Here is a 21,728-nt window from a genome sequence, read left to right on the forward strand (position 1 = left end):
GCCCAGGCCCCAAAAATTTCACACAAGACCATCTTTTACTTGTCTACGAAAGAGAGGATAAGCCGTACATAACCCGTAGATAAGCTGTAGATAAGCCGTAGATAAGCCGTCCTTATATAGATACGGCTTATCTACGGGTTATAACCATATCAACTAGAAAGTATCTACAGATTATCTAACATCATCATTCCAGTCCAGCGCCAACCAAAAAGCTAACAGAGGCAGAATTCGTTTCAGCTAATACCTTACTCTTACAGCCACAATAAATCAGTTCCACGTGGAACAGTGAAATAGAGAAACCCAGCTATTAGTGTAATTTTGCACCCTATGTTTCCAGAATACGATGTAATAGTAGCAGGTGCCGGACACGCGGGTTGCGAGGCAGCAGCAGCTGCAGCCAACCTTGGCTCAAAGGTCCTTTTGATAACCATGAACATGCAGACCATCGCACAGATGAGCTGCAATCCTGCCATGGGCGGAATCGCAAAAGGTCAAATAGTGAGAGAAATCGATGCTATAGGAGGATACTCCGGTATAGTGTCTGATAAAAGTATGATCCAATTCCGCATGCTCAACAAGAGCAAAGGACCAGCGATGTGGAGTCCAAGAACCCAAAATGACCGCATGCTCTTCGCTGCTACCTGGCGGGAAATGCTCGAACTAACTCCCAACGTTGACTTCTACCAGGATATGGTCAAGTCTCTCCTGATAAAAGACAAAAGAGCTTGTGGTGTTATCACCGGGTTAGGACATGAAATAAAAGCCAAGTCGGTAGTGATCACCAGCGGAACTTTTCTCAATGGGGTCATCCACATTGGAGAAAAACGTTTCGGCGGGGGTAGAGTAGCAGAGACAGCCGCCACTGGTATCACAGAACAACTGGTTGAACTGGGCTTCGAAAGTGATCGGTTAAAGACCGGAACTCCTCCCCGTGTTGATGGTCGTAGTTTGAACTACGCTAAAATGGAGGAGCAAAAAGGGGACGAGGAAATTGTCGGGTTCTCTTACAAACATGTAGCAAAACCTACCGAACAAAGAAGTTGCTGGATCACCTATACAAATCAGGATGTGCATGACATCCTCAAAACCGGGTTCGATCGCAGTCCTATGTACACCGGCCGAATTGAAGGTGTAGGGCCAAGGTATTGCCCAAGCATTGAAGACAAGATCAATCGCTTCGCCGAAAGAGACAGACACCAGTTATTCATAGAACCGGAAGGCTGGAACACTGTTGAAATATATGTCAACGGCTTCTCTACCTCCCTACCAGAAGATGTACAATACAAGGCGCTGCAGACTGTACCGGGTTTTGAGACTGTAAGAATGTTTCGTCCTGGCTATGCCATCGAGTATGACTACTTTCCACCTACTCAACTTACTCATGCACTTGAAACCAAGATCATCAGCAACCTATTCTTCGCAGGACAGATTAACGGAACGACCGGATATGAAGAAGCCGCATGCCAGGGATTGATGGCAGGTATCAACGCCCACCAAAAAGCAAGAGCCTTGGAACCAGTTATTCTGAAAAGGAGTGATGCCTACATTGGTGTACTGATAGATGATCTGATAAGCAAGGGTACCGAAGAACCCTACCGCATGTTTACCTCACGTGCGGAATACAGGACCTTGTTAAGACAAGACAATGCGGATTTACGTTTGACAGAACTCAGCTACAAGCTGGGCCTGGCCGATCAGCAGCGAATGGATAAAGTCATCGAAAAAAGGGAAGGCACCGAAAAGATAAAATCCATACTAAAAGACCTATCGCTGGATCCTTTGGAGGCTGATGAATTTCTCCAGTCGAAAAACTCAGCTCCGATGCCCCACAAACAAAAAAGTCTCCAGGTCTTGCTTCGTCCCAATATATCACTGGTCGACATGCAGCAACAGCTGCCCACAATAAAAAACGCTCTGGTAGGTTTTGACCGCGATGCTATCGAGCAGGCAGAAATACAGATCAAGTACGACGTCTATATCGAGAAAGAAAAAGAGATCGTAAAAAGAATGAGCCAGCTCGAAGACCTGGTAATACCAGATAGCTTTGACTATGCACGGGTGGCTGCACTCTCCAATGAAGCTTTGCAAAAATTCAAACGCATACGTCCACGAACACTTGGACAGGCAAGCCGCATCAGTGGTGTTAATCCAAGCGATGTTCAAATTCTAATGGTCTATATGGGACGTTAGCCTAAGAGCAATAAAAAAAGTCACCAGCGCATCTGTGCCCTGGTGACTTTTTTTATTGCACACAAAAATTAAAAAGCAATCTCCTCTACGATCTCCTCCAGGAACTTTGCATCCACAACATCAAACTCGTTCAACGCACTACTGTCCACATCCAATACCGCCACGACCTTTCCATCACGCATTACCGGAACTACAATCTCTGACCTGGATAAACTACTGCAAGCAATGTGACCAGGAAACTTTTCGACATCAGGAACAATCAATGTTTTTTGCTGCTCCCAACTGCTACCGCAAACACCTTTTCCAAAACGAATACGCGTACAGGCAACTGGTCCCTGAAATGGTCCCAGCACCAGCTCGTCATTTTTCACCAGGTAGAACCCGACCCAAAACCAACCGAACTGTTCCTTCAGCGCGGCCACAACATTTGCGAGGTTGGCTACCAAATCCGGTTCGCCGTCCAGTAAACCTTTTATCTGTGGTATAAGAACTTCATATTGCTCTTCCTTACTTCCCTCCGCCAAAACCAAATCTTCTGCCATAATAAACTTATTAACTTACATTAGTATTAAATATAATATAATTAGGCTATATCCACATTTCCTCTACCATATCCACTTTTTCCTTTCCACTATCCACAATGCTTACAACCCATACTTTGCGCTGATCTCCAACATTCGCTCTATTGGTTTACGGGCAGCCAAACGCAATTGTTCGTTCATAGTTATTTCAGGCAGCTCATACTCCATGCACAAGTAAAGCTTTTCGAGTGTATTCAACTTCATGTGTGGACAATCATTGCAGGCGCAACTATTATCCGGAGGCGCAGGAATAAACGTCTTATCCGGCCTCGCCTTCTGCATTTGGTGCAAAATCCCTGTTTCTGTAGCGACGATATACTCCTTTGCGTCATCTTCCTGACTGTACTTCAATAATCCAGTCGTAGAGCCTATAAAATCGGCGATCCTAAGAATTGGCTCCTCACACTCAGGGTGGGCTATGATCTTCGCCTGAGGGTGCCTTATTTTGAGTCTGGTGATCTTCTCCAGACTAAATATCTCGTGCACCATGCAAGCGCCATTCCAAAGGACCATGTTCCTACCGGTTTTCTTGATCAGGTAAGATCCCAGATTTTTATCAGGCGCAAAAATGATGGGTTGATCGACAGGAATGCTCTCCACAATCTTCTCGGCGTTGCTAGACGTGCATATGATGTCACTAAGGGCCTTAATATCCGCCGTGCAATTGATGTAGGATATAACCAGATGATCCGGGTGTTGGGCCTTAAATTGCCTAAAGAGATCAGGCGGAGCACTATCTGCCAGGGAACAACCTGCCTTAAGATCCGGCAACAACACTTTTTTGTTCGGATTCAAAATTTTCGCCGTCTCAGCCATAAAGTGCACACCCGCAAATACGATGATATCAGCGTCGGTCTTCTCGGCCTTTTGCGCTAATCCAAGGCTATCCCCGATATAATCGGCAACATCCTGAATATCAGGCTCCTGGTAATAGTGCGCCAGCACGATCGCATTTTTCTCTTTTTTCAATCGCTCGATCTCACCAAACAAATCAATTGTCGGATCAACTTCAACATCTAAAAATCCTCTGTTGCTGATATTCTCTTTTGCTTCTCCTATGTGTATATCTCCCATAGTATTTATTATTACTTCTATTATTTTTAAAATAACCTATTACTATTACGGCTGTGGATTCGTGGATAAAACGTCGCGTCCAATTTTTGGTAAAGTTACAACAACCCGTTTATCCACTGTTTTCCACAATTCATTAACAATCAGAATATCCCGCTGGTTGCGGTTCTCAGGCGGTTTTCCACCTTGGTGGATTAAAAAAGTACGGTATAAAAACATCCTATTCACAACGCAATTTTAGTGTTAATGGAGATAGAATAACTATCGGTTTTTATACAGGGCTTGGAACCTGTCCGCGCTCTCCGTAACTTCTTACCCAACTATCCACGAAATCCAAGGTATCAAATCCGGGGTTTTCCACTGTAATCGGGAGTTATTAACGAAAGTCCGGGGAAACTGTTTCCACATGGACGTTTCACGTAAAAATCCACCCCCACAGACAGTAAAAACCACAAAAAAACTGGTTATAGCCCATCGATGTTAATAACACCTTGTTGCAGGTAGCATCAACCAACTGTTCAAAAGCAATTCTCTCCTCTAACTAGCCGAAATAATCATACCTGCGGAAAATGGGACACTGGTTTGTCTAAAATCCCAGGAAAATCACAATAGGAAATAAACAATAGTGCCTGGTACTGGCGGAGATGTTCTCTAAAAAAAGCGCACCTGACCACCGTATAAGGTCAAAGCTCCTGCAGGAGCTGCCAACAGGCTGTAAAATAGTGATTGACGGATAATAATAATTGTCATTACCTCAACATCATAAAACGCTGTGTTGGTGCATATTTGACCCTGTTTTCCACAATTTGTTCATAATAATTTTTACCCTATTTTTGCCATCCCCTTAAAACAATGGGAGTAACATAATATTATATGGCTATTATTCAGACCATTCGTGACAAAGCCGCATGGATCATTATCGCAGCGATTGCTTTAGCATTGATCGCCTTCATCGTTCAGGATGCATTTAGTGGAAGAGGTGGAGGATTGTTCAGTGGCCAATCAACTACGCTCGGAAAGATAGACGGAACCAAGGTTGATTACATCGAGTTTGAGAAAAAGCTTGCGCAGGCAGAAGCCAACTATACAGCCAGTGGACAACCTGTAGATGAAAACACACGTCAGCAGATCCGTGAGAGCCTTTGGAATGAGTATGTGGAAAACGCGGTACTTGACAAAGAAATGGACAAGCTTGGCTTTGAGTTAAGCGATAAGGAAAAGTCTGATATAATATATGGAGCTAATCCTCCTCAGCAATTGCGTCAGCAGTTTACCAATGAGCAAGGTGTGTACGATGTTAATGCTGCCTATAATGCAATTAAATCACTGAAGAAAGGATCAAATGAATATAACAGCTTTTGGGGCCAGTTCGTACCCGCGTTGGCTAAACAACGTATCCGTGAGAAATTCGTGGGTATGATCGCCAAGAGCTACTATGTTCCAAAATGGCTCATTGAAAAAAGAAATGCAGACAACAGCCAGGTCTCCAGCATTTCGTATGTTAATATACCTTACATCACCATCTCGGACTCTACCATTAAAGTAACCGACGCTGATATTCAAAAGTATATCGATGAGCGCAAAGAGGCTTTCAAACAAGAAAAATCACGTGGTATCGAATATGTCATGGTCAACGCTGCCCCCAGTGCTGCGGATTCTGCGGAAGTGCTTGCCCGTGTGGAGAAACTGAGAGATTCTTTCGCAACGACCAGCGACGTGAAAAGCTTCCTCGTTCGTGAGAACAGCCAAACAGCTTATTATGATGGAAACATTTCCCGTAAAGAAATCAAGATTGAAAAAATCGACTCCATTGTAAAAACACCCGTAGGTGGTGTGTATGGACCTTACCTGGATGGCGGTTCTTATACGCTGGCACGTGTAATCAGCGCGACACAGTGGCCCGATAGTGTAAAGATCCGTCACATCCTGATTGGCACCAGCACACAAGACCCACGTACCGGCGAATTTGTTCCTATCAGATTAGACTCTACAGCACAGCGTATTGCTGACAGTGTTGAATTGGCTATCCGTGGCGGTGCTAGTTTCGACACTCTTTGTCGCAAATATTCTGACGACGGTAACAAAGAAACCGGTGGTGTGTATGAAAATGTAGTTACCGGTCGTATGGTGGCTGAATTCAACAATTTCATTTTTGGTAATCCTACGGGAACCAAAGGCGTAGTGAAAACCCAGTTCGGATACCATTATGTGGAAATCCTCTCTCAGAAAGGATCTTCTCCTGCCTACAATATTGCCTATTTCACTCAACCGGTTTATCCCAGTGAACTGACCACTAATACTGCTCACCAGTTAGCATCAACTTTTGCTGCTGAGAGCCGTAACAAACAACAATTTGAAGATAACATCAAAAAGCAGGGTCTTAATAAGTTCAATGCTTATGACATTGCTCCGCTCGAGGCAAATATTCCTGGTATCGGTACCAGCCGTGAACTGGTTCGTTGGGTATATAACGACGCCAAACTCGGCGATGTCGCCAATCAGCCATTCTTCATCGGCGACAAATACATTGTTCCGATTCTTGTTAACAGCTACGAAAAAGGAACAATATCTGTAGAAAGAGCAAGACCTATGCTGGAAGCACGTATCCGTAATCAAAAGAAAGCGGAACAAATTGTTCAGAAAGTAGGTACACCTGCATCACTGGAGGCAATTACTACAGCCATGAACCAGCCTGTGCAACAGCTGGATAGCATTCAGTTTTCTTCGCCTTATATTCCAAACCTCGGCAATGAAAGCAGGCTTATGGGCGCCGCTTTCAACAAGAACTACCAGGGCAAGGTATCTGATCCTATTTTTGGAGAGATTGGGGTTTACTATATCAAGGTAAATAGTATCAGTGCTCTTCCTGGTGTTGGTCTGGATGTCAAGACCCAGCAACAGATGGCAGCCCAGCAAGCTCAGCGCATGGGATACCTGGTAATCGAAACGCTTAAGCGCGCAGCAGACATTACTGATAATCGGTATAAGTTCTACTAAACAATTCTAGTCTATAATATTATGGGAATCCCGTTCCGAAGCGTAAAGCTGGAGAACGGGATTTTCATTTTGACTATAATCCGTCGTTTTGCTTTCTTATCAACCAATTACGCTGTAACTTTGTTATTATTCCGAAACAGCGTATTGCATGAGTGAAGAAATCGTCAATAAAATAGCGGCCAGTGGGCTCATCACCTTGGATCTGGAGGAATACTACCCAAAAGAAGAGATTTCAGTATTTGACCTGCAACCTCATCTTTTCATGGGAATGATTCTCAAGGAAAAGGATTTTAGAGCCACCTTGCAACAATACGACTGGTCTGTTTATCAGGATAAAATAGTGGCAGTAACCTGCTCGGCTGATGCCATTATTCCCATGTGGGCATATATGCTGGTAGCCACTTATCTGCAGCCTGTATCAAAAGACATTGTTTTTGGAGACGAAAAAACGGCCAGGCAACAAATATTCCTCAGGAATATATCGGCGATACCTACCGATGCTTTTATGGATCAACGGATAGTCGTAAAAGGATGCGGTGATATACCCATCGGAGAGTTTGCCTACCTGGAGATAACCAGGAAATTGAGACCTGTAGCGAAAAGTATCATGTACGGAGAACCTTGTAGCACGGTTCCCATTTATAAAAAGAAATGATTGCATAAACGTCCTGCCATATTTGGTGGGACTTTTTTTTATAGGAAAAATGCATTGTAACAGAAACATTTCTTCCCATGGATGTAGAAATTTTATCCCGAATTCAGTTTGCCTTTACTATTGCCTTTCATTACATCTATCCGCCACTCAGTATTGGACTAGGATTGTTACTTGTCATTTTCGAGGGGATGTATTTAAAAACCGGCGATAAACGGTATGAACAGATAACCCGGTTCTGGATCAAGATCTTCGCCCTCATTTTTGGAATTGGAGTTGCCACAGGCATTATCATGGAGTTTGAGTTCGGCACCAACTGGGCTACTTATTCTAAATACGTGGGTGATATATTTGGCAGTGCCCTGGCAGCTGAGGGCATCTTTGCTTTTGCCCTGGAATCTGGTTTTCTCGGCATTCTCATTTTTGGCTGGAACAGGGTAGGTCCTAAAGTGCATTTTTTTTCTGCGGTAATGGTATTTCTAGGCTCTATGTTTTCTGCTGTATGGATTGTCGTAGCGAATTCCTGGCAACAAACGCCTGCAGGATTTCGGATTGTCGGCGAAGGCTTGAACGCGCGTGCTGAAATCACAGATTTTTGGGCAATGGTATTTAACCCTTCCAGTGTGGAAAGGTTGACGCACGTGTGGATCGGTGCATTCCTTGCCGGTGCTTTTTTGGTATTGAGCGTCAACGCCTGGTATATATTAAAGAACAAGTATCTTGAAATAGCGAAACCATCCTTTAAACTGGCTTTATTTACTGCTACCGTATGTTCTTTGTTGCAACTGGCAGTTGGACACAAAAGCGCAGATGGGGTGGCCAAGAACCAACCTGCAAAACTGGCGGCGCTCGAGGGTCATTATGATTCCCTGGCGACCGGTGATATGTATTTGATGGGTTACGTGAATAATAAAACACAGGAAACAGCTGGCATCCGGATTCCCGGCGGATTGTCTTTCCTTTTACATGGGAATTTCAACACACCGATCAAAGGCCTGAATGCATTTCCAGCCGACGAACGACCAACACAGGTAAACGCCGTCTTTCAGTTTTACCATATCATGGTGGGCATTGGTATGACGCTCATTGGCCTGACTGTATTTGCTACCTGGCTTTATTTCAGAAACAAATTGTTTGACAAGCGATGGCTGATGTGGGTATTCGTATGGGCTGTACTGCTACCACAAATTGCCAATCAATCCGGGTGGTTTGCCGCAGAAATGGGACGGCAACCATGGGTCGTGTATGGGTTGTTAAAAACTTCTGATGCCCTTTCAAAAGCTGTAACGGCGAACCAGGTTCTTTTCTCATTGATCATGTTTACGGTTGTTTACCTATTGCTGTTGGTATTATTTCTTTACCTACTCAACAAGAAAATACAACATGGCCCTGTAGACTATGGTACAAAAGAATCCATCGAGGAAGGAACCAAACGTGATAACCCATTATTAGCTCATTAACAGTTTTACAGTATGGAAACATTTCTTGGACTAGATTTCAACGTATGGTGGTTTCTTGTCTTTGGTGGGGTGATCAGCGGCTATGCTATTCTCGATGGCTTTGACCTGGGAGCCGGGGCACTTCATCTTTTGTTGAGAAAGGAACAGAGCCGTCGCATTGCATTGAATGCGATAGGTCCGGTTTGGGATGGCAATGAAGTATGGCTCGTCATTGCTGGCGGTGCATTGTTTGCTGGTTTTCCGGTTGCTTATGCCGCCATTTTTTCTGCCTTCTACGTGCCTTTCATGGTTTTTCTGATGGGAATTATTTTTAGAGCAGTTGCTATTGAATTCAGGAGTAAAGAACCCATGTTGTGGTGGCGTAAAACCTGGGATGTTGTTTACTGCGCTGCATCGATTACCATAGCGTTATCGTTGGGACTGATGCTGGGCAATGTAGCCCTTGGAATTCCCCTCAATGAACAACGTGAGTTTTCCGGAAACTGGCTTTCGTTTTTTAATCCTTTTTCGATCATGGTTTCCATTACGACGCTGGCACTGTTCATGGTGCACGGTGCGATCTACCTCACCATGAAAACTGAGAAACGATTATATGCCAGACTACGTATCCTTTCGCGGAATTTCATCATTTTTTTCGTACTTAGCTTCGTCATCACGACACTGTATACACTTCTATATGTACCACACCTCAGCGATTTTTTCCGGGCAAACCCTGTGGCGTTCATCATTCCAATATTTATGGTTTTAAGCATTGCAAATATTCCACGGCAGATCAAGAAAGGAAAATATAGATATGCTTTTATCAGTTCTGCGCTGACAATTGCGCTGCTATTAATCATGGTTGCTATGGAAGTATATCCTTATCTACTGTACTCTACAGAGAACCCTGCCAATAGTATCACCATTGAAAACGCCGCTTCTTCTTACAAAACAATGAAAATATTACTTACGATCGCGGTGATCGGGACACCGTTGGTTGCTATTTATACCTCTTTTGTTTTCTGGACCTTCAAGGGAAAAGTAAAACTGGACGAAATGAGTTATTAAGGAATAAAGGCGGCCCACATGGCCGCCCTTATTTTTATATACTTGACCCTACTTTCTCCAGCAGGGCCTTGGTTTTTTTGATACCTTCTTCCGGGCTTAATTTGTCTCCTTCGAACTCTATACCGACATAACCGGTAAAGCCTGCATCCTTCACAATTTTGAACATTTTATAATAGTCAGTTTCTATGCAATTACCTGCTGCATCAAAATCAAAAGTTTTCGCGCTGACACCCTTTGCAAAAGGCATCAGTTCCTGGGTACCTTTGTAACGATCATATTCTTCGACACAGTTACCAGCATACATATCTTTTCCATCCCGCTTTACGCAGAAATTCCCAAAATCAGGGAGGGTGCCAATATTAGGTTTATTCACACCTCTCATCACTGCTGCCAACCAGCTCCCATCGGATGTGTAACCACCGTGATTTTCCACAATGATGTTGATACCTGCCTTGGCGCCATATTCACCCAAACGACCGAGGCCATCGATGGCGGCTTTTTGCACATCTTCGCGACTACCTTCGCCATGTGCATTTACACGAATGGTAGCACAACCGAGGAATTTAGCAGCATCTACCCACTTATAGTGGTTTTCAACCGCAGTTATGCGTTCTTTGTCATTGGTGGATCCCAGTGAACCTTCGCCGTCACACATGATCAGGTGATTTTTAATACCATTGTCATTGCATCGTTTTAGCAGTTCGGCCAGGTATTTTTCATCTTTGGCTTTGTCTTTGAAAAATTGATTAACATATTCAACGATCCTTATCCCGTAATCACGTTTCGCGACAATTGGAAAATCCAGGTTGTCCAGTTTTTTATCAAAAAAAGATTTGTGGAGCGACCATTGGGCCAGTGAAATTTCAAAGAATAACTTTTGGGCAGAGGCAGTGCTGGTGCCAGAAACGGAATCTTGAGTGGCGGTTTTTGATGGTTCGGAGCCATCATTACAACCGGCCACGCCGGCAGCAACAGTTCCTAAGCCAGCAGTAAGACCACCCAGCTGTAGCAGAAATTGACGACGATTGGTTGACATAATAAGTTTTTTCAGATAGCAAAAAATCAGATCTCAGTAAACTGAAAATACAACAATATCGCCAAAGATTAACCTCTTATACCCTGTCTGGTCTGTTGTGCACAAAGCAACGTTTAAAACCAACCTCGTTTCCTGAAAGCCCATAACATCCAGATGGGAATTAGCAACATAAATCCTACGGCGCTAAAGAATCCCCATTTATTATGAATGGATGGTATAAAATCGAAGTTCATACCAAAGATTCCACCAATTACGGTAGCCGGAGCTAACAGACAGGTAACTATAGCCATTACCTTCATGACCTCATTGAGTTTGAGGTTGACGTTGTTGATGTATAGGTCCTGCATACTGGTCATCATATCCCGGTAGTTCTCACTTAGGTCATACGCCTGGATAATATGATCGTATACGTCTTTGAAGTATTTAGTAGTTCGATCGTCGAGCAGGTCGCTTTCGCTTCGTATAATGCCATTGAGGAGGTCTCGAACTGGTGCTATATTTCTTTTAAGTACGATCAATTCCTTGCGCAATTGATTGATGCGAGCCAACGATTTCGTATTGCTTCGCCTGATCACTTCTTCTTCCAACAATTCGACCTGTTCTCCCAGTTTCTCCATCACTATAAAATAGTTGTCGACAATGATGTCCAGCATGGCGTACAACAAATAATCAGCTGTTCGTTGTCGGATCTTGCTATTAGCCATACGCAGCTTGAACCGAATCGGATCGAATACATCCCGGTCCGCATCTTCCTGGAAGGAAACCACAAAGTGCCTACCCAGCACAATACTTATCTGTTCCGTTTCGACCGTTCTTGTCGTGCTATTGAAATACAGCATGTTTAACAGGCAATACAAAACACCCTCGACTTCGTCCATTTTAGGGCGCTGGTGCATGCTTAAAATATCCTCAATCAACAAGGCATGTATACCAAATTGGGTCGAGACGGCTTCAACATCTTTTTTACGGATGCCATCTATATTGATCCAACTAATTTGATTACTATCCCGGTAAGCAAAGCATTCTTCGATCTTATCAAGCTTTCTTTCCTCAACCTTTTCTGCATTGTAGTTAAATACGGTGATGAAGATTTGTTTTGCCTCTTCACGTTCCGGGGCAGCGGTTGGATTGATATTAAATATCTCTTTGGTCCGGTGGGTTCCAAATAGCGAAGGCAATCCAAGATAACGTAGATATTTCTGCGGGCTCATAATTGGTATATCAATGAAAAATTAAGCATAATAACCATAACCCAAAAAAAATGCCCCAGATATTAATGGGGCATTTTTTTACGTAGTTATATTATTACTAGTCTATTGTATTCAATTCCAGGTCTACACCATGAGGATTACCTTCCACTTTTACAAGTGCCGGAAATGCAGGATTGTTCAATATCCAGAGTCGAGTGGAACCGCCGGGGCCTTCTACCAGGATAGCATCTATATTTTTGCCACCTACCTTCAAACCAGGCTGATCTGCCTTAACTGTAAACGTGGCGTCATTATAGAAAAACTTTTTATCCTGTTGAAGCATATTCCATTGCTGTTTTGATATCAATAAAACGGCTGTTTCTTCACCTAATTCTTCATCGGTACCTGCAGTTGGTTGTGTCCAATACCCATTTTTGGCGCTTTCAAGTGACTTTTTCTTCATTACCCATCCACCAGTACCCATCCCCTCGATCGTCCATCCAATCCTAACATATTCGCTGCTCAAGGAGTCAATAACAGCGGTGAAAGGAATGTTCTGTCCACTGGTTAGCAATGTATAACTCAAGCGTGCTCCCTTTTTAATCACAGGATTTACTTTGTCCTGTGCAAAGAGACATGCAGAACTTAAAACGCAAAAAGCCAACAGCATTTTTTTCATGGTGGTTTTGGTTGTTGTGTTAGCGAATATACCTTAAACATAAAATACAACCATGACTGACCGTACAGGCTGCATCCTTTTTCACGTCAAATAACAAAAAGGTAAGACGTGCAGCCCTATCTGTGGCCGGCAGCCTTACTGGTGATCAGGTTTTTACAACCTTTCATATAGTTTCCGCAGCTTTTCACGGGTCATCACCTTTTCCCAATCTTTTCCAAGCGCGTTTTCCCATAAGGGTTTCATACCAAGAGAAACATTGATCATTGTGTCGAATTGTTCGTCGGTAAGCCCCTTGCAAATGCCTACAGGAATGTCAATTTTGTTTTTGTCTACCATCCTCTTAAATTCTTCTACACCAGCAGGGTAGTATTCTTCAAGGTGATTCATGACTATGCAATTCCCGATTCCATGCTTTGTTCCCAGCAAGTAGCTAAGGCCATAACTTACCGCGTGGGCTACGCCAACCTGAGAATAGGCGATACTCATGCCGCCCGCATAGGAAGCCATCATCAGTTTATCATCACACTCTTCATCCCACTGATCCTTCTCGAGAAATACATATTGGCAAAGCTCCAATGCTTTTTCCCCATACGATTTACTGAATTCATTGAGATATGTGCCTTCCAGACTTTCAATACAATGGATGTAACAATCCATGCCTGTATAGAAGCGCTGATTGACTGGTGCATTGGTCGTCAGTTCCGGGTCCAATACGATTTGATCAAACGGCGTAAAGTCAGAGTTCATGCCCAGTTTACGGGTGGGACCGGTCAACACGGTGGTACGTGAAACTTCTGCACCTGTACCACTTAGCGTGGGGATACCTGCTTTGTATACGCCAGGCAACTTAACGAGGTCCCATCCCTGGTAGTCGGCAGAGGAACCTGGATTGGTCATCATCAGGGATACAGCTTTCCCCATGTCCATGGTTGATCCGCCACCAATGGCTATGATACCACTGACAGTTCCAAACTCAGCCTTAAGATCTGCGGCCAGTTTATCGACATAAGTTGTTTTGGGTTCATATGTTACATCAATAAATACAATCTTGTCTTTTCCCCTTAATGGAATGCGGTTTACCAGTGGGGCTCCTTCAAAAAAATGATCCACGAAAAAGATAATGGGCGCATCTCCCTGGCGCCGCGGCGCTAAAATTTCATCGAGCTGATCAAAACTTCCGCGGCCATATACCACGTAGTCTACCATTTTAAAATTTCTGAATTTCATCCCTATGATATTAGAGTTATTGTTGTCAGTTTGCTGTAAACAATGCGGGTCAATAAACCATTGTAATAGCCGCTTCGTTTGTTATGTAAACTTTTATTATTTCGTTGAGTGATGTCAATCACTGCCAAACTACTGCGATTGGCAGGATGAAGGTAAGTGTAGAAAACAAAGTAACAAAACGTGTGCGTAGAGAAAGCCTTTGGGAGGTGATGGAGGCAGGGAAAGTAAAACGCAGCCAACTGCTGCGTTTTTGGAGAGCCTAAACCAAAATGCTGAGTTTCGAGTGAATGATAACCGCATTCATTCCGTTGCGAAGGCAATCGGAAAAGCATCTTATATCGATTCTAAATGACTTATTGGATTGTAAAAGGCAGATAAGGTTCTAAGTGGATTGCTAAATGAGCCGGTAGACAAACGATTTAGCAAGTTTTCAGTAGACTAACGGAATAGAATAAAAGTAATTCTTTTTAGCGCATACAATCTTGTAACAATTGATATTTTTTTGAAATCGGGGAAAATAGGGCGAAAAACTGTCGGAAACTGCAGGATTTGACAAGTGCAAACCATTGTGTTTGTCATAGTAGGAGCAAAAAGCTGCAACAATCATGCATTATTATTAACCTGAATATTTATGCGGAATACTTATAGGGATGACGCCAGTGCTGCGGCGCCAAATACCCCGGCACTATCACCGAGCGTTGGCTTGAGGACCGGGACATCCAAGCCATTGTTAAATATGTGTTTTTTAAGCGATTCAACCCCCGTTGAGTAGATGGTTTCTATATTTCCTACTCCCCCACCAATAATTATAGCGTCTGGGTCAAGGAGGTTGGTTATAACGGAAACTGCCTTGCCGAAGAAATGATTTAGACGATCAATAGTCTGCTTTGCTGCCGGATCATTTCCAGCGGAAAAAGCAGCTACGATCTCTTTTAAGGTATAGTGCTTACCTGTTATGCTAGTGTAATACTGCTGCAATGCCGGACCAGAAAGTACTTTTTCAACACATCCAACCTTGCCACAATAGCAAGGTCCGCCGGACTCATCAAGGAAGTTATGTCCCCATTCTCCGGCAATGCCATGCCGTCCGTTCCAGACTTGTCCATCGATTACAATACCTCCCCCAACACCAGTGCCCATGATGATTCCAAAAACGATATGGGCATCTGGAACCTCTTGCTTTACGACCCCCCAATGTGTTTCTGCCAACGCAAAGCAATTTGCATCGTTGGCAAGAATTGCCGGAACCTTCAGCGCTTCTTCCAGGTCCTTTTTAAGCGGTTGTCCATTCAAGGCGGTACTGTTGCAGTTTTTCATCGTCTGCAAGCTTGGATCGAGTTCGCCAGGTGTTCCAAAACCAATTCGAGTTGCGACGAGTCCGGACTGTTCGTGCATGATGTCAACCAGTTTTTTGATCTGGTGAACGATGTGGCCATAGCCTTTTTCTGCTTCCGTGTCGATTCGCGTTCGCAATATCGGCCGTGCATCGTTAGCCGATGGTAATATGACACCTTCGATTTTGGTTCCACCGAGGTCAATACCCCATAAAGGATTGCTCATAGCAAGGATTTATTTAATAAACGGTTGACAAGATCAAAGCAATTTTTCGGCTCGCTGCAGATCTTCCGGTGTATCGATTTCTACACCCATATAGTCTACAATGATCATACGCAAAGGAACACCATACTCCAGGTAGCGAAGACATTCCACCTTTTCTGCTGTTTCCAACGGTGTCATGGGCCAACTTGTAAAATTCAACAGGGCTTCTTTTCGGAATGCGTAAACGCCGATATGTTCATAATAGGTAACGGGGACTTCTTTATTTCTGGGATAAGGAATTACGCTGCGACTGAACATCAGTGAGTTCATATTTCGATCTACAGCTACTTTCACGTAGTTGGGGTCCTCGATTTGTTCCTTTTCCAGCAAAACCTGCATCATGGATGCGACATGAACGCCAGGGTCCTGAAAACACTTTAATAATTCTTGTAGTGGTTTTTGTTTGACAAATGGCGTATCACCCTGTACATTAAGTACGATGTCCACATCCATATCGGCAATAGCTTCAGCAATCCGATCGCTTCCACTTTCATGTTCCTTCACACTCATGCGGGCCTTTCCTCCATTAGAGACGATCTCCTGATAAATGATATCGCTATCGGTAACAACCCACACTTCATCGAAAAGGCCGGTCGCCACTGTATTATCATAAGTATGCCGGATGACAGTTTTACCTTTTAGCTGCTGCATTAGCTTTGCAGGAAACCTTGTTGCAGCATATCGTGCCGGGATCATTGCAATCACTTTCGCCATAATAAATATTTCTGGCTGTAAAGATAACAGAAGCGTTGAATATCGGAACGGCAGTCACTGGTAGTATTGTGATTGTTGGCTTCTTTACAGAAAAGAGGGGTTCAAGGCTTTGGTTAATGGAACATTATTGGCAATAGTATTCTCTTAACAGGCGCCCAAAATTGAGTACTGCTGATTTTCCGCTAACGGTTCCGCTATTGCACAACACTATTATTCCTATGTTTTTTTCTCTTACGATCGTAGTATAGTTGCTAAATAGGTCACTTTTGCCAAGGAAATAATGAATTCGCATCTTTTTCCAGTAATCGGTTTCCCAGCCCATAGCATTTCCTGGCGTAGGATTGAGGAGCAATTCGGCTGAAACCTGGCTGATATTTGATTTTTTATGCTGCAAAGCTTTAAGCATGTCCTGCATGAAAACCACAAAATCATTTAGCGATATGTTGATATCAGTCGCAGGCGCAATGACTGGCATTGTTGCGGCAACGGGCAAAGCTTGCAGGCTACCATATTTTTCAATATGTCCGGACGGTTGCAGCGAATCAGTCAACCTGGGTTGGCCAAATCGAGCTGCGATATGAAGGGGTTTGTTAATATACGATCCGATCAACTCTTCCCAGGCTTTACCTGTAATTTTCTCCATCATGGAAGCTGCTATCACGGTGCCCGCCAGCGAATATATAGGCTGACTACTGTCGATGATCAAGATTGGGGATTGTTTTAACGCCAGGGTGGCAAAGGCTCTTCGTTGTTCTGTCCGGGATCCTGAGAAGATTGGTAATTGCTTTAAGTCTTCGGGCTGGGTGTAAGGACGCACACCAGCTTTTTGCGCTAATAGCTGGCGCATCGTCATAGCATGATAGATTTTCATTGTTCTCCCGTTTATTTCGGGAAGCGCCTTAACAATTGAGGTATTCCAGGATAATTTGCCGGCTTCCACCAGCTTGGCAGCCAGATAAGCTGTAAAAACGGTTGAATTCGAGCCTGCATAAAATCGGTCAGTAATACGCAGGCTGTCCCTGGTACGAAATTCGCGAACACCGGAAACGCCTACATCCAGAATATTATCGGCATCGAAAACTGCATATACCAAACCCGGAACCCCCCGGTATTTACGTATTGAGTCGGCAATGAGTGAAAATGCCTGTGAGAATGCAGGGACACAGCATATCATCCATAAAATGATGCAGCACAATTTTTTCATGGTAACCTTTTCTAAGAATAGGGCCCTCGTTCAGATAAAGGAATCAATAATCTGTCTTAATGGTATTGTCAAAAGGAAGTCGGAGTTGGTATTTCAGGTTCTCATCGGTTTTACCGTCCAGTACATCGAGCCCGTACTGCAGGTTCTTTGGATCTTCATATGCGAAGGTGCCAAAGATACGATCCCAAAGAGAAAAAATATTAGCATAATTTGTATCTGTGTAGGGCCTCTTATAATGGTGATGTACTTTATGCATATTGGGAGAAACGAGTACCCAACTAATTGGTTTATCGAGCCAAAGAGGAACCCTGATGTTGGCATGATTAAAATGGGTGAAAACTGCAGACACGCTGCGGTATAGGAAATACATACCGATAGGTAGTCCAAGGATTAGTGTACCGATAATTGTAGTTGCCTCTCTGAAAATCCATTCTCCGGGATGGTGGCGGGTACCTGTAGTAACGTCAACTTTAGTATCGCTATGGTGGATCATATGGAATTTCCACATGAATTTGACTTTGTGCATAGCAAAATGCGGCAGGTATTGACCGAAAAAATCCATGAAGAAGAGAGCCACCAGAATATTGGCCCAAATGGGGAGCGAAAGCCAATTCAACAAACCTATCTGATGTTTCGAGACCCAGCTGCAAATTGCAATAGTAATGCTACCCAATAATATATTCAACACAACAGTGGTGAACAGGAAAAGCAAGTTTACCCCGGCATGTTTGTATCGCCTGAATGAAAACCTAAACAAGGGATAATAGCCTTCGAGTATCCAAAAGAAGGCCATTCCACCCAGAAGGATTGCCATTCGCTGCCAACTTTCAATATTTTCCCAGAAATGCATGAAGGACTCCATAGGCACCAGCATCGTTTCTTCAGGTAATTTACATTAAATTACTGAAATGCCCGACCAGCCTGGATTTACTGATAATAGCCTGAATGTCAGAATCAGGTGCTGCGTTCGACGAAGTTTTAATGAAAGGGGGATTAATTCTGCTGATTTTCCCGGAGGTCTGCTTTAAAGGGACGATATATACTATCCTGTTGTGCGAATTGTTCGTCAAATTCTAGACCGCAAGTAGAACACTTATAATAGGTGGCCGGTGCTGTAGTCCATCGTCCCTTAAGTCTTGCCAAAAGCCCGACAATCCAGTTTACCGGTCTGGCACCGCGGTCAACGATCTGCACTTCGTGCGATCCACATTGTCTACAGCTGATTGCTTCCCGGTAAAGATTTTCAAAACCCTCAACAAGCTCTGTTGCCCGATTTAATTGACCTTCATGAACCATTAGTTTGATGCCACCTACCGAATTTGCAAAAATGGGATCGGTAAGTTCATTCTGCAAATAAGCACGAATATGCACTTCTTCCAATCGCTGCAACATCAAGTTGGCCGGGATATAATTATCGTAAGTGCGGAGAATTACAAACACAGGTATCCTATTTAACATGTATAATGAACACCCTGTAAGTTAAAAGAAAAAGCCGGATTACTAATCCGGCTTGTATCGTTTTAATGGTGCCTTCACATTTGAAAAAGGCGCCTTGAATCATAAACTTAGCTGTTTAACATGAGCGGCATTACAAGCATTAACATTTCCTCATTTTCGTCCTGTTCGGTTGGTTTGATAATTCCGGCCTTTGTGGGCGTAGAAAGTTCAACAACAACTTCATCGCTCTCTGCAGCATTCAACATTTCAATCAGAAACTTGGCATTAAAAGCAATTGCCAGGTCTTCACCATCATATTGACATTTCATTCTTTCTGTACCTTCAAAAGAAAAGTCGACATCCTGTGCAGCCAATTGAAGTTCGCTACCGCTAATATTCAGTACGACCTGGTTGGTGCTTTTGTTACTGAACACGCTAACCCGGCGAAGAGCGCTTTGGAAGTCGCTCTTGGTGATGGTCAGTTTATAAGGATTGTCAGAAGGGATTACTACTTTATAGTCTGGGAAACGAGCATCGATCAGACGACAGCTCATTTGGGTAGTACCATGTTTAACAAACAGGTGATTGCTGTTGTAGCTTACAGTAAGTTCGTCGTCGTTGGAAGGCAATGCCCCCTTCAGGAGGTTCAGCGGCTTTTTGGGAACGATCAAAGAATCGTTCTTAGGGCAACTTACATCCTTGCGTTTGTAGCGTACGAGACGGTGTGCGTCGGTTGCAACGAACTGCAGGCCTTTCTTATCCATCTCAAAGAATACACCTGTCATGGCAGGACGGAGGTCGTCACTGCTTACGGCAAAAAGTGTTTTATTGATCGCTGTAACGAGGGCGTTCGAGCTGACGGTAAAGGTTGAGGTGTCATCTGCTACAGGTTCCTTTGGAAAATTGTCTGGATTTTCCCCCATAACCTTATACTTACCATTATCGCTGGTTATTTCAACACTGTAATTCTTATCAATATTGAATGTAAGGGGCTGATCGGGAATGTTTTTCAGCGAATCCATCAGGATTTTGGCTGGAATACACACACGGCCGGTGTCCTTGGCTTCAACGTCCATCTGCACCTTCATCACTGTTTCAAGGTCAGTAGCAACCACCGTAAGTTTATTCTTATCGATCTCAAATAGAAAATCCTCCAAAATAGGCAGAACCGTGTTGGCGTTAATAACGCCACTAATCTGTTGTAACTGTTTCAATAAAGCCGAAGAAGAAACGATGAACTTCATAAGCTGGTTAAAGATTTGAGCAAATATAGAATTATGAACAATACGCTCCGCCGTATATTTTTAAACAAATAGTCACAATTACGTCTATTTGAAGACCTAAGAAGGGATTGATGCGTGGTATTTGCGTCAAATAAGGCCGACTAGGGGAGGTAATAAAAGTCCAGGACCAGATTTCTCCCTTTTCGGGTACTGAGAAAATGGATGTTCAGCCGTATTTTCGTCAGGTAATGCTGCTATCAGTAATTATAGTTAATTATAATGTAAAGTACTTTCTGGAACAGTGCCTTTGTTCGGTCTACAAAGCAATTGCCTATGGAAGGGCGTCTGAAGGTCATACTTTAACTGACCAGGTGGAGGTTTGGATCGTGGACAATAACTCCACCGATGGTAGCCTGGAGTTTTTACGGTCCAGGTTTCCTGCTGTAAACTTCCTGGCCAATGACGAAAACGTTGGGTTTTCCCGAGCCAACAATCAAGCGTTATCTAAATGCCAGGGCAAGTACATATTATTTTTGAATCCAGATACCATCCTCCCGGAGAACTGTTTTCAGGAATGTGCCAGTTTTATGGAAAAACACGACCAGGCTGGAGCGCTTGGTTTACAAATGATCGACGGATCGGGCAAGTTTCTACCGGAGTCCAAACGAGGGTTTCCTTCTCCCTGGGTATCTTTTTGTAAAATGATTGGATTGACGAAGTTGTTTCCTGGCTCCCGTTTGTTTGGAACTTATTATCTCGGGCATTTACCCAATGACAATGAACATGCAGTGGATGTGTTGTCTGGTGCCTTTATGTGGGTTCGTAAGGAAGTGTTGAATCAAATTGGAGGTTTTGATGAACGGTTTTTCATGTATGCGGAAGATATTGACCTAAGCTACTGCATCCAGTTGGCCGGCTATATTAATTACTACCTGCCCGAACCACGGATTATCCATTTTAAAGGTGAAAGTACTAGCCGTGACGCACGTTACGTAAGGTTGTTTTATACTGCCATGATCCTTTTTGTGGAAAAACATTATAAGGGTTTAGGTGCGTTTATCTACAAGGGATTGTTGAAGTTTATCATCGGTATAAAACTGATGGCAACCGGTAAAAAGAGATCGTTGACCCAGGCACATAAGTATAAGCCGACTTCCGCGGAACTTTTCGGCGATAGTGATTCCAAGGAACAGATGAAGACTATTGTACCCAACGGATTTGGAATAGTTGAAGGAAACCGGGTACCCCTGATTATATGCGAGGGCTCATCGTTTAGCTATCGGAAAGTCATAAATGAGGTGGCTTCAAGGGGAGCGGAGCGACTGATCCTGGTTCATGGATCGGATACTGGAAGTGCAGTAGGTAGTGATTCGAAAAATTGGCAGGGAACAATTATCAGCTGAAAGGTCCCGGCTTAGGAC

General features: G+C 43.6%; 18 protein-coding genes. 6 read left to right on the plus strand and 12 right to left on the minus strand.

Annotation, left to right across the window (positions count from 1 at the left end):
* Window positions 1-327 precede the first annotated feature (327 nt).
* On the plus strand, window positions 328-2,190 hold the full coding sequence (mnmG, locus tag P2W70_RS00805; RefSeq protein WP_276479513.1) for a tRNA uridine-5-carboxymethylaminomethyl(34) synthesis enzyme MnmG: 1,863 nt from the start codon (window positions 328-330) through the stop codon (window positions 2,188-2,190).
* A gap of 68 nt (window positions 2,191-2,258) precedes the next feature.
* Here mnmG and P2W70_RS00810 read toward each other — a convergent pair whose 3' ends face one another.
* Entirely contained in the window at window positions 2,259-2,732 is a 474-nt protein-coding gene (locus tag P2W70_RS00810) for a GAF domain-containing protein (protein ID WP_276479514.1), read from the minus strand.
* 102 nt (window positions 2,733-2,834) lie between these two features.
* The gene (nadA, locus tag P2W70_RS00815; protein ID WP_276479515.1) at window positions 2,835-3,845 is read right to left on the minus strand and encodes a quinolinate synthase NadA; all 1,011 of its coding nucleotides are present in this window, start codon (window positions 3,843-3,845) and stop codon (window positions 2,835-2,837) included.
* Window positions 3,846-4,715: 870 nt separating this feature from the next.
* Here nadA and P2W70_RS00820 point away from each other — a divergent pair.
* From P2W70_RS00820 to cydB, 4 genes are all read left to right on the plus strand, one after another.
* A complete protein-coding gene (locus tag P2W70_RS00820; protein WP_276479516.1) occupies window positions 4,716-6,839 on the plus strand; it encodes a peptidylprolyl isomerase in 2,124 nt (707 codons plus the stop codon).
* Window positions 6,840-6,987: 148 nt separating this feature from the next.
* On the plus strand, window positions 6,988-7,494 hold the full coding sequence (locus tag P2W70_RS00825; RefSeq protein ID WP_276479517.1) for a DUF2480 family protein: 507 nt from the start codon (window positions 6,988-6,990) through the stop codon (window positions 7,492-7,494).
* Window positions 7,495-7,571: 77 nt separating this feature from the next.
* Window positions 7,572-8,951 (plus strand): cytochrome ubiquinol oxidase subunit I, encoded by a 1,380-nt coding sequence (locus tag P2W70_RS00830; RefSeq protein WP_276479518.1) that lies wholly within the window; start codon window positions 7,572-7,574, stop codon window positions 8,949-8,951.
* Between the two features lie 12 nt (window positions 8,952-8,963).
* Window positions 8,964-9,998, plus strand: a complete 1,035-nt coding sequence (cydB, locus tag P2W70_RS00835) for a cytochrome d ubiquinol oxidase subunit II (protein ID WP_276479519.1) — start codon at window positions 8,964-8,966, stop codon at window positions 9,996-9,998.
* Between the two features lie 34 nt (window positions 9,999-10,032).
* Here the strand turns inward: cydB and P2W70_RS00840 are convergent, their stop codons facing one another.
* The 10 genes from P2W70_RS00840 to dnaN form a co-directional block, all read right to left on the minus strand.
* Window positions 10,033-11,034: a sugar phosphate isomerase/epimerase family protein gene (locus P2W70_RS00840; protein WP_276479520.1), complete on the minus strand. Its 1,002-nt coding sequence runs from the start codon at window positions 11,032-11,034 to the stop codon at window positions 10,033-10,035.
* Window positions 11,035-11,147: 113 nt separating this feature from the next.
* The gene (corA, locus tag P2W70_RS00845; RefSeq protein ID WP_276479521.1) at window positions 11,148-12,245 is read right to left on the minus strand and encodes a magnesium/cobalt transporter CorA; all 1,098 of its coding nucleotides are present in this window, start codon (window positions 12,243-12,245) and stop codon (window positions 11,148-11,150) included.
* A 97-nt stretch (window positions 12,246-12,342) separates the two neighbouring features.
* Window positions 12,343-12,903, minus strand: a complete 561-nt coding sequence (locus P2W70_RS00850; RefSeq protein ID WP_276479522.1) for a hypothetical protein — start codon at window positions 12,901-12,903, stop codon at window positions 12,343-12,345.
* A 153-nt stretch (window positions 12,904-13,056) separates the two neighbouring features.
* Window positions 13,057-14,130: an iron-containing alcohol dehydrogenase family protein gene (locus P2W70_RS00855; RefSeq protein WP_276479523.1), complete on the minus strand. Its 1,074-nt coding sequence runs from the start codon at window positions 14,128-14,130 to the stop codon at window positions 13,057-13,059.
* A gap of 642 nt (window positions 14,131-14,772) precedes the next feature.
* Window positions 14,773-15,690 carry an ROK family protein gene (locus P2W70_RS00860; protein ID WP_276479524.1) on the minus strand — a complete coding sequence of 306 codons (918 nt, stop codon included), beginning with the start codon at window positions 15,688-15,690 and terminating at the stop codon, window positions 14,773-14,775.
* A gap of 33 nt (window positions 15,691-15,723) precedes the next feature.
* Window positions 15,724-16,443, minus strand: a complete 720-nt coding sequence (gene kdsB, locus P2W70_RS00865) for a 3-deoxy-manno-octulosonate cytidylyltransferase (RefSeq protein WP_276479525.1) — start codon at window positions 16,441-16,443, stop codon at window positions 15,724-15,726.
* A gap of 124 nt (window positions 16,444-16,567) precedes the next feature.
* Complete coding sequence (locus tag P2W70_RS00870; protein ID WP_276479526.1) at window positions 16,568-17,647, minus strand: serine hydrolase domain-containing protein; 1,080 nt, start codon at window positions 17,645-17,647, stop codon at window positions 16,568-16,570.
* A gap of 43 nt (window positions 17,648-17,690) precedes the next feature.
* Window positions 17,691-18,509, minus strand: coding sequence for a sterol desaturase family protein (locus P2W70_RS00875; protein ID WP_276479527.1), 819 nt, complete (start codon window positions 18,507-18,509; stop codon window positions 17,691-17,693).
* A gap of 131 nt (window positions 18,510-18,640) precedes the next feature.
* Window positions 18,641-19,087 (minus strand): DUF2007 domain-containing protein, encoded by a 447-nt coding sequence (locus tag P2W70_RS00880; RefSeq protein WP_276479528.1) that lies wholly within the window; start codon window positions 19,085-19,087, stop codon window positions 18,641-18,643.
* A gap of 125 nt (window positions 19,088-19,212) precedes the next feature.
* Complete coding sequence (gene dnaN / locus P2W70_RS00885) at window positions 19,213-20,328, minus strand: DNA polymerase III subunit beta (protein ID WP_276479529.1); 1,116 nt, start codon at window positions 20,326-20,328, stop codon at window positions 19,213-19,215.
* Between the two features lie 227 nt (window positions 20,329-20,555).
* Here dnaN and P2W70_RS00890 point away from each other — a divergent pair, with 227 nt between their 5' ends.
* A complete protein-coding gene (locus P2W70_RS00890) occupies window positions 20,556-21,710 on the plus strand; it encodes a glycosyltransferase family 2 protein (RefSeq protein WP_276479530.1) in 1,155 nt (384 codons plus the stop codon).
* Window positions 21,711-21,728 lie beyond the last annotated feature (18 nt).

This window comes from Paraflavitalea pollutisoli (genome assembly GCF_029360705.1).
Classification (GTDB): Bacteria; Bacteroidota; Bacteroidia; order Chitinophagales; family Chitinophagaceae; genus Paraflavitalea; species Paraflavitalea pollutisoli.

Coding starts and splice junctions, on each gene's coding strand:
- mnmG (WP_276479513.1), top strand. CDS start 328: ATGTTTCCAGAATACGATGTAATAGTAGCAGGTGCCGGACACGCGGGT.
- P2W70_RS00810 (WP_276479514.1), bottom strand. CDS start 2,732: ATGGCAGAAGATTTGGTTTTGGCGGAGGGAAGTAAGGAAGAGCAATAT.
- nadA (WP_276479515.1), bottom strand. CDS start 3,845: ATGGGAGATATACACATAGGAGAAGCAAAAGAGAATATCAGCAACAGA.
- P2W70_RS00820 (WP_276479516.1), top strand. CDS start 4,716: ATGGCTATTATTCAGACCATTCGTGACAAAGCCGCATGGATCATTATC.
- P2W70_RS00825 (WP_276479517.1), top strand. CDS start 6,988: ATGAGTGAAGAAATCGTCAATAAAATAGCGGCCAGTGGGCTCATCACC.
- P2W70_RS00830 (WP_276479518.1), top strand. CDS start 7,572: ATGGATGTAGAAATTTTATCCCGAATTCAGTTTGCCTTTACTATTGCC.
- cydB (WP_276479519.1), top strand. CDS start 8,964: ATGGAAACATTTCTTGGACTAGATTTCAACGTATGGTGGTTTCTTGTC.
- P2W70_RS00840 (WP_276479520.1), bottom strand. CDS start 11,034: ATGTCAACCAATCGTCGTCAATTTCTGCTACAGCTGGGTGGTCTTACT.
- corA (WP_276479521.1), bottom strand. CDS start 12,245: ATGAGCCCGCAGAAATATCTACGTTATCTTGGATTGCCTTCGCTATTT.
- P2W70_RS00850 (WP_276479522.1), bottom strand. CDS start 12,903: ATGAAAAAAATGCTGTTGGCTTTTTGCGTTTTAAGTTCTGCATGTCTC.
- P2W70_RS00855 (WP_276479523.1), bottom strand. CDS start 14,130: ATGAAATTCAGAAATTTTAAAATGGTAGACTACGTGGTATATGGCCGC.
- P2W70_RS00860 (WP_276479524.1), bottom strand. CDS start 15,690: ATGAGCAATCCTTTATGGGGTATTGACCTCGGTGGAACCAAAATCGAA.
- kdsB (WP_276479525.1), bottom strand. CDS start 16,443: ATGGCGAAAGTGATTGCAATGATCCCGGCACGATATGCTGCAACAAGG.
- P2W70_RS00870 (WP_276479526.1), bottom strand. CDS start 17,647: ATGAAAAAATTGTGCTGCATCATTTTATGGATGATATGCTGTGTCCCT.
- P2W70_RS00875 (WP_276479527.1), bottom strand. CDS start 18,509: ATGGAGTCCTTCATGCATTTCTGGGAAAATATTGAAAGTTGGCAGCGA.
- dnaN (WP_276479529.1), bottom strand. CDS start 20,328: ATGAAGTTCATCGTTTCTTCTTCGGCTTTATTGAAACAGTTACAACAG.
- P2W70_RS00890 (WP_276479530.1), top strand. CDS start 20,556: ATGCTGCTATCAGTAATTATAGTTAATTATAATGTAAAGTACTTTCTG.